This is a genomic window from Paenibacillus sp. FSL H3-0286 (genome assembly GCF_045040705.1).
Taxonomy (GTDB): Bacteria; Bacillota; Bacilli; order Paenibacillales; family Paenibacillaceae; genus Paenibacillus_AQ; species Paenibacillus_AQ odorifer.
The window spans coordinates 4,542,533-4,559,518 of sequence record NZ_CP150285.1 but is presented as its reverse complement, the minus strand read 5'-3'; the positions used below and the strand labels follow the sequence as shown (position 1 = coordinate 4,559,518).

Genomic DNA, 16,986 nt, shown 5'->3' with positions numbered 1-16,986 from the left:
TGATGTTGCGATACCTCTTCTACATGATAGATTCCTCAGGTGTAATGATCGTTGGAATACTCACAGTAAAAGTTGTTCCTTGCTCCAGAATACTTTCTACAGAGATCGCTCCGCCATGATTATGTATAATATTTTGTGTGATCATATAACCTAAGCCTGTTCCTGTTTCTTTGGTCGTATAAAATGGTTTGCCGAGGGCATTGATCTGTTCCTCTGTCATCCCACAGCCTTCATCCTGCACACTGATTCGGGCTTCTCTGTCATAGGTTTGCACATGAATATAGATGTTTCCCCCATGATTCATTGCTTCCATCGCATTTTTAAGTAAGTTAATAAATACCTGCTTAAGCTGATAAGCCTCACCATTGATCCAAATGGAATGATCAGTACAGACAGGGAGGATCTTGAGATTTTTTAGGGCAGCTTGTCCATTCATTAGTGTGGTGACTTGTTCCAGCAAAGACAATAAATCCACTGGTTTACTAATATGAGTGGTTTGGGGTTTAGATAAGACAAGCAGTTCGTTGACGATGAACTCGATGCGTTTCAATTCTGACTCAATAATGGAAATATATTTATCATTCATCCGCTCGGAAGAGCGCAGTAGCTTCATAAAACCATTAATGGCTGTAAGAGGATTCCGTATTTCATGAGCGATTCCAGCTGCTAACTGTCCTGCTGTGGATAATTTCTCGGACTGAATCAGTCGTTCATCTTCCAATACTTGCTCGGATATATCTTTAAATATGCCAATGTACGCTTCGTTTCCATCAAAGATAATCGGCAATGTAATTCCATCCACATATTTCTGCTGGTTATTTAAACAATTAATCAGGTAGCAGACAGAACCTGTTGTTCTATCAGTGTTGAATTTCTTTCTTCGTTCTGAGAGAATTTCATAATTAGAGTAGTCGACAATATCCATAGTCGATAGACCAAGCACTTGATCTAGGCTTTCTGCATGGATTAATTGTAAACCTGCCGAATTTGCATACAGAACGATCCCTTCCCTAGTGATAAGCACGGGCTGAGGAAGTTCCTCCAGCAGCTGTAGAAAAGAGCTCTCTTTTTCAAGTAGATGGGTCTTCACAACCTGAAGCTGAGTCTCCATTTCCCTGATCAGGGTCTTATTCTCGAATTGAGTAAAATAAAATATGGGTTTACCAATGTCATCCGAAAGGATAGATATGGAGACTTTTAAAGATAACCGGTATCCGGTGGGATGGAAATAATCTACTTCGAGTCTCTGCGGATCAGTACTCGTAGATGGAAGAGAGCTTCCTAGTGAAATGAATTTATGAATCTGATCTAGAAGGGTACGGACGGTTGGAGAGGGTGTAGTTAATTCGGTTTCATCATACCCCAAGAGGTCGCATAATGCTGAATTCAGTTTTAGGAACGTTCCATCAAGCGAAATAAGGGCCATACCCATCACGGCTTGAGTAAAAACAAAGTCAAAACCTTGAAAATCATTTGTCCGCACAGCAGGTTACCTCTCTTCTTTATGGGGGAGTGAGTGTTATTTCAAAATGCAATATGTCTAACAGTCATAGTATAAAACATATAACTCAATAAAACATATAAAATTTCTGGGTTATTAGATATTCATACAACAGTTAAATAAAATCAGGTAGAATAGGAAGATACGTTGCATTTTAAGACAAGTGGAGGCGTTGTATTATGTTATCAGTTGTTGGTGAAATTCAAGGAATTAATCGTTACCCGGTCAAGTCATTTGCGGGTGAAAAATTAGAAAGCTGTATGATTGAACCCTATGGAATGCTTGGTGACCGTTTTTGCTCCTTTTACGATGAGTCAAAAGAGGGCTGGCGAAGATATATCACCGCTAGAAATATACCGAATATGCTTACCTATCAAGCGCAATTTATAGATGGACAAATCCATGTAACGGCATCAGACGGGCGAACCTTTGGATGGGATGATAATCTATTGGAAGAAATCCAAAGCCAAACCAAAACTCCAATCACTATGTCTGGTCTAAAAGCTGCACATCCACAGCCAGAACATCCGCAGCTCCTATCCGTGGATGGCGCTAGTATTCTACTCATTACGGATGCCAGCTTAAAAAAACTGGAGGCAACCTGGGGGCATTCCTTGGATCAACGGCGTTTTCGCGGGAATTTTGTTATCGCGCTGAATGATGATTCTCTTTTTGAAGGAGATTGGATTGGACGCCGGCTCAACATTGGGGATGTACAGCTACAGGTAGATAGTTTTTGTGAGAGATGTGTTGTGATTACGATGGACCCGGATAGTCTTCAGAAGGACCCAGTGCTTTTGAAAAAATTACATAAAGAGTTTGATTTGCATTTCGGAGTCTATGCCTCAGTAATCAAAACAGGGGAAATTCGAATCGGAGATAGAGTAGAAATAGTAGATTAGATATATAATCCCAATAGTATAAACTTCCTTTACATTACTCCATGGATAAATTATCCTTTAAAGGATGACGATTTCATATCGGGAGGTTATGTATGAAGAAAAATTTGGCATCCTTATTAGTTACATTGCTTCTATTGGTGTATGTCCCTACTAGTGTTTTAGCAGCGGATAGCAGCAAAGGGCAAACGTATGTGAACACTCAGAAAGTGGCAGCAGAGAAGGCGGCGTTCTTAACGGAGAAGCTGGGGACGACTAGTCTCCAATATGCTCTTATTGATGGCGATAATATCGTTGTGAGCGGTCAATCTGGATTTAGCCATGTGGAGAGTAAGACAGCACCAAGCGTCACAACGATGTATGGTATTGGCTCGACGAGTAAAATGTATACAACAGCTTCTATTATGAAGCTTGTTGAGCAAGGAAAAGTAGATTTGGACGGTTCAGTCGTATCTTATTTGAATAATTTTACGATGGAAGATTCTCGTTATAAGCAAATCACTGTACGGATGCTGTTGAATCATTCATCAGGTCTTGCTGGCTCGAACTTATCCAATTCTTTCTTATTTAATGATTCCGATCCTATTGCAAAAGATAGTTTGCTAGAGACTTTGTCAACACAACGTCTGAAGGCCGATCCAGGCGCCTACTCAGTATATTGTAATGATGGATTTACGTTGGCTGAGTTGATTGTTGAAAAGGTCAGTGGCACGGACTTTACCACATTCATTCATCAAAATTTCACAGAACCTCTAGGGCTTGAACATACGAAAACGCCTGTAGATTCTGTAGCTTCTTCTCAGCTGGCTAGTGTCTATAATGCTACCTACTCAGCAGCTTTACCCAAAGAAACCATTAACGTGATTGGAACAGGTGGTATCTATTCCACTGCTGAGGATTTGGTGCGTTTTGCAACTATTTTTACAGGCCAATCGACTGGCATTTTGTCAGAAAAGTCTGTAAAAGCGATGGAACAAGAGGAATATAAGCGTGGAATATGGCCTAAAGGAACCGATAATTCGTTAGCTTATGGATTAGGCTGGGACAGTGTGAACTTATATCCATTTAACCAGTACGAAATCAAGGCTTTGACAAAGGGTGGAGATACAGGTCTGTATCATACCTCATTAGTTGTATTGCCCGAGCAGCAGATGGCAGCAGCAGTAATATCTTCTGGCGGATCAAGTACAACGGACCAGATGCTTGCCAACGAAATTTTACTCAGCGCTTTACAGGAAAAGGGAGTTATTAAGGAACTCAAAGCTACACCTACATTTAAAACTTCGAACAAAGAGGATATGCCGCAAGAATTGCTAAACAATGCGGGTGTCTATGGTGATTCTACGCAACTGATGAAGATAGAGGTTAGTAAAGCTGGGGAATTGAGTATTTCTTCGATTATAGCTCCTACAATGCCTGCGCAGAAATTTTCCTATAATTCGAACGGTGAATTCTTAGATGCAGAGGGTACAAGTAAAGTTAGCTTTGTGAAGGAGAGCAATGGCCGTATCTATCTTTGGAGTCAAGGGTATGGGGTGATTCCAGGACTTGGTGAAACTGCCGTTACCCAATATGCAGCTGAGAAGCTTGAACCCAATGCCCTATCTCAAGAGGTCACTACTGCGTGGCAGCAGCGTCAAGGGAAATTGTATTTTGATGTCAGCGAGAAGTACAGCTCCCAATATTACATGAGTATGCCGGTAGCTGGAATCGCTATGTTCCCTGACGCACCTGGTTATATGGGCTCGAATAAAATAACTGGGCCTAATAAAGCAGAAATGACCGTGCAAATCCCAACCATCGCTGGGCGCGATCTTGCGGATCTTATTTTTGAAGAGAAAAATGGTGTGGAGTATTTAAAGATTGGCAATCAATTGTTTATACATCAAGATGCGGTTAAACCTATTTATGCAGGCCCGCAATCTATGGTAACTATCCAATCAGATGGATATGCTAGATGGTATGGAGTTCCTGAAACGGCAACAGGTAAGATAATGACAGTAGAGCTGCCAACCAAAAGTTCCTTTGCCGTCTATGATGAGAATGGTGTATGTGTGAATTACTTCACCATTAGCGGTCTTAAACAAGTCAAACTTCCTAGCAACGGTAAAATTGTATTTGTTGGTGATGTCGGTGCGAAGTTTGAAGTGACCCTCAAGGCGCAATAAACGTATATAAAAAAAGAATCCTGTTATCAAGATTTTCGTCTTGGTAACAGGATTTTTTATTTGAAATTTTGTGAGAATTCTCTTATTTTATCTACCAAAATCCCTTTTAGCTGATCAGTACCTTCCTTTGGAGCCTTATAGGCCTTATAACCTCCAAAAGATTCAATACAAATCGCAGCTTCTTTCAGATCATCAGGGAAATTTTTCTCTATTAATTCTTCGGTTTTCTTAGGTTTCTCGTTGCAAATGTAGTAGCCCATCTTCTTAGTCAGTAACTCATCTTTATTTTTTTTGATAAAGTCACGAATGGCTTTATATATTTTTTCATCTCTTACTCCTGCGCCTAAAATAATGCTATCAAATGCCTCGATATCTGGCTTTTCTAGTTCGATATTGCAAATTTTGCTCTGAGGTAGCTCTTCTGATAATACTTTTGCACATTGTTCTGTTGCTCCAGATTTTGTAGCGTATAGAATAAGTACTGCCATTGTGTTCCCTCTTTTCAGTTAAGATTAATCGCGTTCCCGCATAGAAAAAAAGTCTCGCATATCAATTATCTCGATTATCAAGATATAGTATATTTTATCGAATATACTGATCATTTGTCAAGCCAACGGCAAGCTCCTGAGTGTTAATTAGATATCCTTATTATGGTATCATGGGAATAATATTAATCTAATGCTAACTATATCTTTAATGAAATATACAAAAATAAGAGGAGTGAACGTGAATTGGGGATCATCGTAATGCTAATCATCTATTTGTTGCTTGGAATATTCGTGATTAAAGTAGGCATCGATAACTCTAGAAGTACACAACTATCAAAAGAAATATTAAATGAGTTAAGAGAAATCAAAGAACTAATGATCAGAAATAAATACGAATGAATTCTATATAAGAGTGGAGGTGAACGAAAGTGAAAATTGGACTTATACTTATAATCCTTGCTTTTTCTAACCTATTTCTAAGGATATGGATTGTTGGCCCGGATAAAGAAAAACTTCCTGAGGACGGTTATGAGCTTAATATAAAAGGGAAGCTTATACTTGCACTTGTGGGATTAATTACGGGGATTGTGATAATAATTGCCGATGGCCCAGAGGGTACGGTTATGAAGTGGTTTTGGATTGTAGTTATAATAGTAGCAATAGGATTTCAGTCGTTTATCGACTGGAAATTTCTAAAACATACGAAACAGCACATAGTTTCACTTATTCTGTTAGTCCTGGGTGTGGTATTAGTTTATTTTATATTCTGATCTAGTTTCATTCGTACCGGTATCGGACCCAGATGATGTTAATTGCTAAATAATCGCCTTTTGGGCAGCGTTTCGGACTCCAGTGCAGCTATTCGTTAGAAAGTGACTTATATTACGGGTTTTTATGCCAATAGTGGCCATGGGGTCCGATGGAATTCTTAAAGTGGAAATATACTGCTGTTAGTGTCGATGGAGTCCGTTAGTGACTTTGTAACTGCTGATGGCATCGAATCATACGAAGAAAAGAGGTGTTCCGGCAGCCAGCATATGGCTTGTTGGGCACCTCCTTTTTGTGTTTACATTATACTTCTGCTTTCGTAGCCACGAGTGGACAGAATCCAGGGTTCGTTATACATAATTCTTGAGCGAATTCCGGTTGGAGCTTGGAGAGCTCGGCGAAATAGCTGCTGATTACGTGATTACCACTTGTAGATCCATTCTGGAAAGACAGTGAGTTAAAAGTATGGACATGATTGTAATAATACTTTTTTTCCCGTTTGGGGAGCTTATAGACATGTGGAGGTGCGTAGGTTACAACATCAAAAAGATTGGCATACCGGTAACTCTTCCGCACATATTGTTTGAAAATATTAACGAAGTCCGGATCGCCTACCCGTGGGGAACCATAAGTATATAGGTTAGGTGAGGTGTAAGAGGTATTTGCCGCAATATCTGAGGTACATAAGGTGGCGAGCGCTCCACCGAGGCTGTGGCCCGTAATGTATAAGGTCTTGTCAGGAGATAGCTTGGAGAGCGCAGAGAAGATGCCGTCCCGAGCTGAAGAATAAATGTTGGTGAAGCCACGATGGGTGAGAGAGTCTTCTTTAAGATATTTGAACCGTTCCTGTGAAGCGAGGACGTTGGATATCCAATTGGTCGTCGTACTGGTTCCCCGAAAGGCAATAATAATCTCTTGTGGAGACTCCAAAATAAAGCCGAAACGTTCCCATACATTATTGAAGGATTGTGCTTCAATGGGATGACATAGCTGATAATCTAATGGAATGACGAAAACTCCATCTATATTTGAAAATTGTGTATAGGTTTGCCCGCAGACTGCAGCTAGAAAGATCGCCCTTTGCTCTTGCTCATCCCTCTTACTCACGTACATCCCGCCTTTCTTTCCTACACTATATTAGGGGGATGAAGGAGTGATTCCTAAGAAAAAGGATTCCCTGAAACTTCTCTCTGAGTTACTATATATAAATAAGTCCAACAGCGAGAGAAAAGGGGGAAATGCATACATGAGCAACTTATTGGAAATTTTACACAAGGAAGTCGTGCCGGCAGAAGGCTGTACGGAGCCGATTGCAGTTGCGTATGCCGTCTCCTTGGCGGCAGAGCTTCTCGAGGAAGAAATTACGGGGATTCAGCTGCATCTCAGCGGTAATATTATCAAAAATGCAATGGGAGTGGGCATTCCCGGGACAGGCCAGACAGGCCTGCCCATCGCAGCAGCCCTTGGAGCGGTGGTCGGCCGTTCTCACAAGGAGCTGGAAATTCTGTCAGGTCTGACGCAGGCGGAGTTGAAGATGGCAAATGACCTGCTGGATAGAAAGCTGCTAAAAGTGGAGATAAAGGACACTCCTGAGAAATTATATATTGAAGCCCAGTTGTTTACGCAGAACCATACGGCGACTGCCATTATTGCCAGAGAGCACACCCATATAGAATATTTGGCTCTGGACGGGGAGAAAATAACACCCCGGAATTCAAAAGCCGACTGTGGCAAGCCTGGTCTTTCCGACACGGAAGAGTATGCGGGCTCAGTTGACCAGATATTCGAGTTTATCTGTACCGCTCCTTTTTCAGACCTTAGCTTTCTCTTGGAAGGGGCGCGGATGAACAAAGCGATCTCTGATGAGGGATTGCGAGGCGATTATGGCTTGCAAGTAGGTAAGAAAATGAATCAGCAATCTGCGGTGAATCTGTTCGGCAATGATGTAGCGAACAGAATTATCGCGGCTACCGCAGCGGCTTCAGATGCTCGAATGGATGGCAGTGCAATGCCTGTGATGACAACTGCGGGCAGTGGCAATCAAGGCATCGCCTGTACGCTTCCCGTTATAGCTCTGGCGGAATTGCTGGACAAAGATGAAGAAATGCTAGCTCGGGCGCTTGCACTGAGCAATCTGGTCACTGTGCACATCAAACATTATATCGGGCGTTTGTCCCCATTATGTGGTTCAGGGATTGCAGGGGGAGTAGGAGCAAATAGCGGGATCATTTATCTCATGGGCGGCAGTCTTGAGCAGATCAAGCATGGGATACAGAATACGATAGCTTCTTTGTCAGGCATGATCTGTGACGGTGCGAATTCTACCTGTGCGCTGAAGATTTCCACCTCCACTAATACGGCGATCCAGGCAGCCACACTGGCTATGAACAACATTGCTCCTACAACCAAGGATGGTGTAATTTTCGAAGAGGTGGAAGATACCATCCGCAACATGGAGCGTTTGGTTCAGGAAGGGCTGGCGGATACTGACAAGACCATTCTCAATATTATGCTCTCCAAAGGCGGAGCGAATTAGCTTCCAAATAAGTTGAAAACAAGATAGAACATCATAATTAAGACCGCCCGGTTCCCTGCATAAAATGGCAGGAAGCCGGGCGGTCTTTGTAACACTTCGGCAAAAACATAGGTCTGCGAGAAGATTTGCATTAAATTTTAACATAACTTATTCTGAGTTAATAAAGGCATAGAGACTGAGGGTATAAAAAGGAGATAATATGACAGAGAAAATAGATATAGGCTGGAATTTTGCGAACAGTTATACTCATCTGCCGGAATCAATGTTTACAAGGATTAAGCCAACGCCTGTGCGTAAACCGGAACTGATTATTTTTAATGAACCATTGGCTGCTACTCTTGGGCTGAATAGCACAGCACTACAGAGTAAGGAGGGTCTTGGGATTCTTGCCGGCAACGAAGTTCCTGAAGGTACCCTGTCGCTTGCACAAGCTTATGCTGGACATCAATTCGGACATTTTACCATGTTGGGAGACGGTCGAGCAGTGCTGCTGGGCGAACAGATCACCCCTCAAGGTGATCGTGTAGATATTCAATTGAAGGGTGCGGGAAGAACCCCATACTCTCGTGGTGGCGATGGCCGGGCAGCGCTTGGACCGATGTTACGCGAATATATCATCAGTGAAGCTATGCATGGACTTGGGATTCCTACGACTCGCAGCTTGGCGGTGGTAGCTACAGGGGAGCCGCTAATTCGGGAAACGGAACAGCCGGGGGCGGTTCTGACCCGGATTGCTGCCAGTCATTTGCGTGTTGGAACCTTCCAATATGTTGCTGCATGGGGGACTGTGGAGGATCTGCGTATTCTGGCTGATTACACGTTGCAAAGACATTATCCAGAAGCTCCTGTGGAAGATAATCCATATCTTGTTCTGCTTCGGGAAGTAATGGAACGTCAAGCAGCGCTAATTGCCAAATGGCAGCTTGTAGGTTTTATTCACGGAGTGATGAATACTGATAATATGGCCCTTAGCGGAGAAACGATTGATTATGGTCCATGTGCCTTCATGGATGTGTATAATCCTGTGACAGTATTTAGTTCCATAGACCAGCAGGGTCGTTATGCTTACCACAATCAGCCCGGGATTGGCGCATGGAATCTCGCCAGATTTGCCGAGACTCTCTTGCCATTGCTGGCTGACGATCAGGCACAGGCGATTAAGCTGGCTGAGGAGGCAATTTCAGATTTTTCGGAGCGGTCCTATCAATATTGGCTAACGGGAATGAGAGCGAAGCTGGGAATCTTTAACGAAGAGTTAGAGGATGTTGCTCTGATTGATACCCTCCTTGAACTGATGCAAAAATATCGGGCTGACTACACTAATACATTTCGGTCCTTAACTCTAGGCGTAATGGAAGATGCTGCTCTGTTTGACACCCCTGAATTTAAAGAATGGAATGAGCTGTGGCAGGCGCGACTTAGCAGGCAGCAGGAATCACAATCCTCTTCGCTGAAGCTGATGCACAGCAGCAATCCTGCGATTATTCCACGGAACCATCGTGTAGAAGAAGCGCTTGAGGCAGCGGTAGAGCGGAAAGATTACGATGTGATGGAGAGGTTACTTCAAGCTTTGACTAACCCATACGCCTACTCCTCTGAACAAGAGGAATACTCGGCACTTCCTGAGGAATCCGCATGTCCATATCGTACATTCTGCGGTACTTGATTTGCATATAATTTATCTGGAAAATGGGGGAAGGAAGAATGTTTCATGCTTATGATGTTCTAGCCAATCAGTTGCTGGCCAATGCGAATGATCCGAGTTGGTATGTGCCCCTTGAAGTGGCGGTTAAAGACTTAAGTGAAGAAGAAGCTTTTTGGAAGGTAACGGAAGAAAGCAATAGTATTGCTGAGATTGTGCAGCATCTGCTTTACTGGAATGAAACTTGGCAAACAAGGTATAAAGAAGCCAGTGTTCAGGCGGTTCCTCCAGTGGATAGTAATAATAATACCTTTGTCGTTGCAGAAGGGAAAACGTTCCAAGCGCTGCAAAAACAACTTTTAGAGGTTCTTTTACACTGGCAGGAATTGATTAAGAAAGAACAATTGGAAGCTGATGTTCAAGGATTTCCAGACAGTAAATGGTGGGAAGTCCTCGGAAATGTAACAACCCATAATGCTTATCATGTGGGCCAAATTGTTTATATTCGAAAGATACAGAAGAGCTGGAACCGCGATGTGAAGTGACATTGTGAAGTGAATCCTAAAGAATAGACATTTTAAAGGCGTTAGCGGATGCACATTCATCTGGCTTTCGTCTTTTTTTCGCATTAATACTTATATATACTTAATTATTAACTTATAGATGCTTGTAAATACTTATAAAATGACTTATGATGACTTTAGGAGGTGAATTTCATTATGTATCAAGAGGAACGATTATTAAAAATACTCGAATATTTGAAACAACACCAATCGATGAGTGTTCAAGATATCTGTACGCAATTTGAAGTCTCAAGAGATACTGCCCGACGGGATATTGTTAGGTTAGTACAAGAGGGCGTCGTTGTTCGGACGCATGGCGGTCTAGCGTTACCTGAATTGCAAAAAGAATTATTATCTTATCAAGATCGTTTGATCGATGAATCCGAGAGTAAGCAGAGAATAGGGAAGATCGCGGCCGGACTTATCCAAGATCGTGAGACTGTAATTTTAGACGTATCGACCACTGTACAGTTTGTTGCAGAACAAATTAGTGCGCAGGATATTACGGTTGTCACGCACTCGATAGATAATGTAGGGATTTTATCCCATCGCGAGGATCTGCTAATTTATGTACTTGGTGGTTACTTGAATGTGAAAAACCGCTTGTTATATGGTTCTTCCATTATCGATAAACTTAGTGAAATTCGTGCGGATAAAGCCTTTATTGGAGCATCGGCGATCTGTGCTGATGGACTCTATTATCCTTATGAAGAAGATGCGCGGGTAAAAAGAGAAATGGCTCGAAGATCTGATCAAGTGATTTTAGTAGCGGATCACACCAAATTTAATGCTAAATCCTTTTATCGGCTAGACTTTGATTTCGTTGATATTTTAGTTACAAATCGAGAGCTTCCAATCGAGATCAGAGAAGTTCTAGATCAGAAGAACATCACAGTTATTGAGTGCCTAGATGAAGCTGAAGAGGTTCGAAATCAAGAGTGATAACGACTGGAGGAGAATGTTTATGACTTATATTTTGCAAAATGTACAAGTAGTGCTTCAGAATAGTATAGTTTCAGCGGCCAATGTATGGATTTCTGAAGGAAAAGTGATGAGGATAGACTCAGGAGATATTTCTATCCCAGAGGGTGAGTATGAACGGATTGATGGCGGAGGGCATTTGTTAGTGCCCGGAATGATAGATGTGCATATTCATGGCGCTAACGGGTTTGATATGATGGACGGTACTGAAGAGAGTATTCAAGAAGTATCGAAGGCTTGTGCAGCTTCTGGTTGCACCTCATTTCTGGCTACCTCTGTGAGTTCTACGATGGAGGATCTTTTAGAGATGATTCGTAGTGTCAAACGTGTAATTGGGTATGAAGTGGGAGCAAAGATCGCAGGCATTCACTTAGAGGGACCTTATCTAAACCCCAAGAGAAAAGGAATGCAAAATGAAAAGTATCTGCGGCATCCTAACTTAGAGGAAATGAAGCTCATTTTCCAAGAAGCTGGATCACTCATAAAAATGGTTACGATTGCTCCTGAGCTGCCGGGAGGCATGGAGCTTCTTTCCTTTTTGAAAGAACAGGGAGTGGTGATAGCGATTGCTCATTCGGATGCCACATATGAGGAAGCCAAACAAGCTTTTGCCGCTGGGGCAAGTCATGTTACGCATTGTTTTAATGGCATGCGGCCGATCCATCATCGAGATCCGGGGATTGTGGTTGCCGCTTTCGAAGAGAAGCATGTGAGCCTGCAAGCTATTGTGGATAATGTCCATCTGCATCCTGCAATTATCCGCTTGATGCATACCATGAAAGGACCGGAAGGAATGGTCTTGATCACAGATGCCTTACAGGCAATGGGGTTAGGGGATGGGAATTATATATTTGGAGGACATCAGGTTACGGTTTCTGGTGGCATAGCGCGATTGGAAGATGGCACGCTGGCCTCCAGTACAGTTACCATGAATGAAGCCTTACGTTATACTGTCGAAACTGGAATTTCGCTCACAGATGCGGTGCAAATGGCTTCAACTACACCGGCCAATATTCTTGAACTTCAACAAAAGGGGACGATCACCTCTGGCTTGGATGCTGACCTGGTTCTCTTGGATGATGAATTCAAAGTGCTCTGGACAATGGTAGGCGGGCAGATCTTACAGCTGTGACCGGTATTCATGTGCGGTTATTCCGAACACGCTTTTAAAATGCCTGTTCAGATGAGTTAGATCCACAAATCCGCAATCTACAACAGCTGCATAGATATCCTTGGTTCTCTCTATGGACTGCTTGGCACGCTCTACCTTGCAATTTAAGAAAAATTGATAGGGTGATATTCCTGTATGTGTCTTAAACTCGCGAATAAACTGATATTTGGATAGACCAAACTCTGTGCAGAGATCGTCCAGCTTCAGCACATGGTCTAAACTGCAGTACATCATTTCCTTTGCTTTTTTGAGAAATTTATTATTCGTTCTACGATCGGTAACTATTTCAGTATTAGAGACTAAATGAACCAGAGTGAATAGCAGTTCACTGCACAAAGACTCCTCTTTGCCATTCTGAATGGCATGGTTTAGGGCTAATATGCACTGCGCCAATTTGTCATCGTATAAGATAGGAGTGGCGAAGCGGAGTTCTTTTTTTCTTAATATCTCTAACATTAGGGTTGGCTTAATATAAAGCATGACATAATCAATGCCACCTTTATCATACGCATTGCCATCATGCGTTTGTTCCGGATTAAACAACATTACGCCATTTTTATGAGAGGATTGCAAACTACCGTCAAGATTATATTGCTGAATGCCACGAAGGGTCACACCGAGTGCATATTCCTCATGGCAATGTTTTTTATAGGTGAAATCAGTAAGGCTGGCGGATAAGGACAGGATCTCTGCTGACTTTTTATAGTTAAATTTCTCCACGTTCTTAACCTCCACGACTTTATAGGATTCCCGATATCATAATGGCCGAGTATACTAAAAACAGTGCCATCACGGTATTTAGAACTTTTTGATGATTTTTCATAAATGTTCTGAAGATTGTCCCAAATACAACCCATGTCGTAAATGCAAAAAATCCGATCACAGTTATAATTATAACAAATATAAACAAGGCAAGCGAAGAGGTATAGAATGGCATTACGTAGTTGGGAATAACCGTTAGTGTAAATACTAGCACTTTAGGATTCACAAGCTGCATAAGCACGCCTGAGCGGAAATTGGCATTGGGGTCAGGCTGGTCTTCCATTGAACCCATTTTAAAGATTTTATAAGCAAGGTAGAGCATATATAAACTCCCAATGATTTGCATAATGATCAGGATATTTGGGATGATTTCTACTAGAATACGGTTCAGCAGAGTAGAAAGGATAAGTAATAAGCCAAAAGCCAGCGTGGATCCGTATACATACCCCATTGATTTTTTAGCCCCGGAATGCTGCACGGAAGAAAGAATAACAATATTGGTAGGACCGGGTGTAAATGTAGCGACAACGCAATAGATCAGAAAGGACAATATATTCATGATGACCTCCAGTAAAGTAGTTCTATGAATATAAACCTTTCAGTCTGAATGCTGATAGTATATTATTGCAGGATTTTTAAGAATTCCGGCCGGGAATAGAAGAGGTGTCCGAATCAATGAATAAGAGTAATCAATTGACCATAAGCACGCTTTCTCCAGCTGATTTTGAATCCACATGCTCTGTTTTTGAAACTTCAATCCAAGATGCCTTTGAAAAAGAAGGGCTTGATCATTTACAAGACGATATCCAAAGTGAAATAGATCATAAAAAGCAAATGGTGATGACTTCACTGGATACTACGACTGGGGAGCCTTACTTCCTTCTTGCAAAAATAGAAGAGCAGGTTGTCGGTACGATTTCCTTTGGACCTTGTGGCGAAGATATTCAAACCTGCACGGATCATCAGTTAGATGAAATAGGGGAATTGGGCAGTTTATACATTATGCCAAGTTATCAGGGCCAAGGTGTGGGTTCAGCCTTAATTAAGGAAATGATGATATTTCTAAAAAAGCAAGGGGTAGAGCAGTTTTGTCTGGACAGCGGTTATAAACGTGCACAGGTCAGGTGGCAACGTAAATTTGGGCAGCCTTATAAAGTAGTAGAAGACTATTGGGGACCTGATTCTGTCCATATGGTTTGGTTTTGTAATGTGAATGATCATTTAAGCTAGAGATATATTTTACATGAAAATAACAGTCCCTTTGCTACGCGCAGAGGGATTTTTTGTTTTGTTGGATAAAACGGGTGTAATGTCGTTTGACAGATGATCTTTTGCCGGGTAATATGAATCTTAGATTTAGTAAATTAGTAATTTAGTAAATTAGTAATTTAGTAAATGAGTAAATTAGTAAATCATAAAATGGAGAGTGACTAACATGAAAATTCCAACAACTCTAAAACATAAACCTGTAGTCGTGTCAGAAAATTACGAGCAGGTTGATGGCCGCTACGCCGGGGACACAGATGCAAAAGGTCTATCCCTAGGATTAGCACAATGGAACGATAGAGGAAAGGTCGACATCTCAGCAAAGGTATGGAGACATACAGGGGACAAATGGTCGAGACAGTCCGAAGAGCTGCCAATGCACAGAGTGCTTGACCTGGCAATTTTGATTTGCAGAAGTAGTTTGTATTTTCAAGAGGCCTATCGTTTTCCGAAAATGTATGATCCCGAGAGCCCTATGATTGATCGTATTGGACTGCAGGGAGATGCAATGAGTGTATCTGTATGTGCAGACAATCCCATGATTGATAATGATATTAAGCTGTTCGCTCAGGCGCTTAGTGATGATGGTGAAATGATCGGAGAACGACTTTCGGTATTGTCCCGTTTATTAAAAGAAATGGGGTACTGAAATTTAGCAGAATGGCCTGTGAAAGGAGAATCATAAATCATAATGGACAAAAGTAAACGTAAAGAACTTCAGGAGCAATATAAGCAGCTCAAGACGTACATGGGTGCTATTCAAATTACAAACAAAAGAAGCGGGAAAATATTCGTTGACAGCTATCCCAACCTGAAGAATAAATGGATGACTATACAGATGCAATTAGATATGGGCAGATTTGCAAATGCGGAGCTGCAAAAGGACTGGAAGGAACTTGGAGCAGAAGCTTTCAGCTATGAGGTGTTAGAGCAGAAGGAGTCAGAAGACGTAACCGACGTGCGCTGGGAGCTTAAACTATTGAAAAAGAAGTGGTTTGAGAAGTTGCAGCCTTTTGATGACAAAGGATATAATAAGCCACTAACCCATTAAGCCAAGTATAAAGAAACCTTTAGCTTTTATAGCAAGGGTTTCTTTTTTTAGGAATCGTATTTCACTCCGGATTTTATGTGTCGTAATATTATATATGTTTTGTCGCATTTTCCTACTAAAAAAGCTGTTTGTTATGTGTTATTTTTATAGCAGATGTCAGAATAACATATATACGGGAGGCACAAGTAAATGACCATTAGAATTGGTAAGCTCAGCTATTGGCATGTGCATGCATGGGATTATACCAAGCAAGCTCAGGAGCATGAAGATACCGTATTAGCTGCAGTTTGGGACGAAAACGTAGAACGTGGGAACAAAGCTGCGGAAAGCTTGAATATTCCTTTTTTTGAATCACTGGATGATCTGCTTGCGCAAGAGGATATAGATGCCGTTATCGTGGATGCACCAACGAATATGCATAGAGACGTAATCGTGGCTGCGGCCAAGGCGGGCAAACATATTTTCACAGAAAAAGTTATTGCCCCAACGTTAAAAGAAGTTAACGCAATTATCGCAGAAGTTAACGAGAACAAAGTGAAGCTAACGGTCTCCTTGCCTCGTTTAAATGACGGCTATACATTAACTATTCAAGAGATTCTAAGTCAGGAGCTGCTCGGCAAGATTACTTACGTTAGAGTTCGCTTATCCCATAACGGAGCAACGGAAAGCTGGCTTCCCGATCATTTCTTTAGCTTGGAGCAATGTGGAGGCGGAGCTTTGATTGATCTGGGCTGTCATCCCATGTATTTGGCAAAGCTTTTCTTAGATCAAGATGTGACTGGGGTTAGTGCTAATTTTGGGTATGTAACCGGTAAAGAAGTGGAAGATAATGCTGTAGTAACATTATTTACGGATTCAGGAGCAATTGGTGTGGTGGAGGCTGGTTTCGTGAATAGTCATTCGCCGTTTACTATCGAGGTGCATGGAACTGAAGGAACGCTGCTTTACGGAACACCAGAGAATAAGCTTCTTCTTAGAACGAACAAATCCACAGATAAAGAAGAAGGCTGGAAAGAAGTAGCCCTGCAAAGCAATCGTGAAAGCGCCTTCCATCAATGGGTTGATCATATTCAAAATAATACACTCGCCACTCAAAATGTTGAAATGGCAGTTGAGCTTACCAGATTAATGGAGGCGGCGAACCGCTCGGCTAAAGAAGGCTGTGTAATTCCGATTGGGAGGACTTAACG

General features: G+C 41.9%; 17 protein-coding genes. 12 read left to right on the top strand and 5 right to left on the bottom strand.

From position 1 onward, the window contains the following. Positions 1-19: 19 nt before the first annotated feature. Positions 20-1,483: an ATP-binding protein gene (locus tag MHB37_RS20505; RefSeq protein WP_405168433.1), complete on the bottom strand. Its 1,464-nt coding sequence runs from the start codon at positions 1,481-1,483 to the stop codon at positions 20-22. 197 nt (positions 1,484-1,680) lie between these two features. On the opposite strand from MHB37_RS20505, the gene MHB37_RS20500 reads away from it, so the two are divergent. Continuing rightward, a complete protein-coding gene (locus MHB37_RS20500) occupies positions 1,681-2,403 on the top strand; it encodes an MOSC domain-containing protein (RefSeq protein ID WP_076127299.1) in 723 nt (240 codons plus the stop codon). A gap of 92 nt (positions 2,404-2,495) precedes the next feature. Continuing rightward, positions 2,496-4,568, top strand: a complete 2,073-nt coding sequence (locus MHB37_RS20495; protein WP_405168432.1) for a serine hydrolase domain-containing protein — start codon at positions 2,496-2,498, stop codon at positions 4,566-4,568. Positions 4,569-4,624: 56 nt separating this feature from the next. Here MHB37_RS20495 and MHB37_RS20490 read toward each other — a convergent pair whose 3' ends face one another. Next, entirely contained in the window at positions 4,625-5,056 is a 432-nt protein-coding gene (locus MHB37_RS20490; protein ID WP_076182970.1) for a flavodoxin domain-containing protein, read from the bottom strand. 428 nt (positions 5,057-5,484) lie between these two features. Between MHB37_RS20490 and MHB37_RS20485 the strand changes: the two genes are divergently transcribed. Next, positions 5,485-5,826 carry a DUF4181 domain-containing protein gene (locus MHB37_RS20485; protein WP_076127294.1) on the top strand — a complete coding sequence of 114 codons (342 nt, stop codon included), beginning with the start codon at positions 5,485-5,487 and terminating at the stop codon, positions 5,824-5,826. A gap of 301 nt (positions 5,827-6,127) precedes the next feature. Here the strand turns inward: MHB37_RS20485 and MHB37_RS20480 are convergent, their stop codons facing one another. Beyond that, a complete protein-coding gene (locus MHB37_RS20480; protein WP_405168431.1) occupies positions 6,128-6,937 on the bottom strand; it encodes a lipase family protein in 810 nt (269 codons plus the stop codon). A 133-nt stretch (positions 6,938-7,070) separates the two neighbouring features. Here MHB37_RS20480 and MHB37_RS20475 point away from each other — a divergent pair, with 133 nt between their 5' ends. The 5 genes from MHB37_RS20475 (at position 7,071) to nagA (ending at position 12,678) form a co-directional block, all read left to right on the top strand. After that, a complete protein-coding gene (locus tag MHB37_RS20475) occupies positions 7,071-8,360 on the top strand; it encodes a serine dehydratase subunit alpha family protein (protein WP_076218429.1) in 1,290 nt (429 codons plus the stop codon). Between the two features lie 199 nt (positions 8,361-8,559). Continuing rightward, positions 8,560-10,026: a protein adenylyltransferase SelO gene (locus tag MHB37_RS20470; RefSeq protein WP_405168430.1), complete on the top strand. Its 1,467-nt coding sequence runs from the start codon at positions 8,560-8,562 to the stop codon at positions 10,024-10,026. Between the two features lie 38 nt (positions 10,027-10,064). Further along, on the top strand, positions 10,065-10,547 hold the full coding sequence (locus tag MHB37_RS20465; protein WP_076301716.1) for a DinB family protein: 483 nt from the start codon (positions 10,065-10,067) through the stop codon (positions 10,545-10,547). 174 nt (positions 10,548-10,721) lie between these two features. Then, complete coding sequence (locus MHB37_RS20460; protein WP_076182961.1) at positions 10,722-11,507, top strand: DeoR/GlpR family DNA-binding transcription regulator; 786 nt, start codon at positions 10,722-10,724, stop codon at positions 11,505-11,507. A gap of 22 nt (positions 11,508-11,529) precedes the next feature. Beyond that, a complete protein-coding gene (gene nagA / locus MHB37_RS20455; RefSeq protein ID WP_076127285.1) occupies positions 11,530-12,678 on the top strand; it encodes an N-acetylglucosamine-6-phosphate deacetylase in 1,149 nt (382 codons plus the stop codon). Here the strand turns inward: nagA and MHB37_RS20450 are convergent. Both MHB37_RS20450 and MHB37_RS20445 read right to left on the bottom strand, forming a co-directional pair. Further along, on the bottom strand, positions 12,667-13,437 hold the full coding sequence (locus MHB37_RS20450) for an AraC family transcriptional regulator (protein ID WP_076127284.1): 771 nt from the start codon (positions 13,435-13,437) through the stop codon (positions 12,667-12,669). The two genes, nagA and MHB37_RS20450, sit on opposite strands and share 12 nt — an antisense overlap. 19 nt (positions 13,438-13,456) lie before the next feature. Next, entirely contained in the window at positions 13,457-14,038 is a 582-nt protein-coding gene (locus MHB37_RS20445; protein WP_076278710.1) for a LysE family translocator, read from the bottom strand. A gap of 116 nt (positions 14,039-14,154) precedes the next feature. Here MHB37_RS20445 and MHB37_RS20440 point away from each other — a divergent pair, with 116 nt between their 5' ends. From MHB37_RS20440 to MHB37_RS20425, 4 genes are all read left to right on the top strand, one after another. Further along, positions 14,155-14,709: a GNAT family N-acetyltransferase gene (locus MHB37_RS20440; protein ID WP_076307665.1), complete on the top strand. Its 555-nt coding sequence runs from the start codon at positions 14,155-14,157 to the stop codon at positions 14,707-14,709. 205 nt (positions 14,710-14,914) lie between these two features. Continuing rightward, the gene (locus MHB37_RS20435; RefSeq protein ID WP_038572158.1) at positions 14,915-15,394 is read left to right on the top strand and encodes a DUF6530 family protein; all 480 of its coding nucleotides are present in this window, start codon (positions 14,915-14,917) and stop codon (positions 15,392-15,394) included. Between the two features lie 42 nt (positions 15,395-15,436). Further along, positions 15,437-15,796 (top strand): GIY-YIG nuclease family protein, encoded by a 360-nt coding sequence (locus MHB37_RS20430; protein WP_038572157.1) that lies wholly within the window; start codon positions 15,437-15,439, stop codon positions 15,794-15,796. A gap of 189 nt (positions 15,797-15,985) precedes the next feature. After that, positions 15,986-16,984, top strand: a complete 999-nt coding sequence (locus tag MHB37_RS20425; protein WP_076218419.1) for a Gfo/Idh/MocA family protein — start codon at positions 15,986-15,988, stop codon at positions 16,982-16,984. Positions 16,985-16,986: the final 2 nt, after the last annotated feature.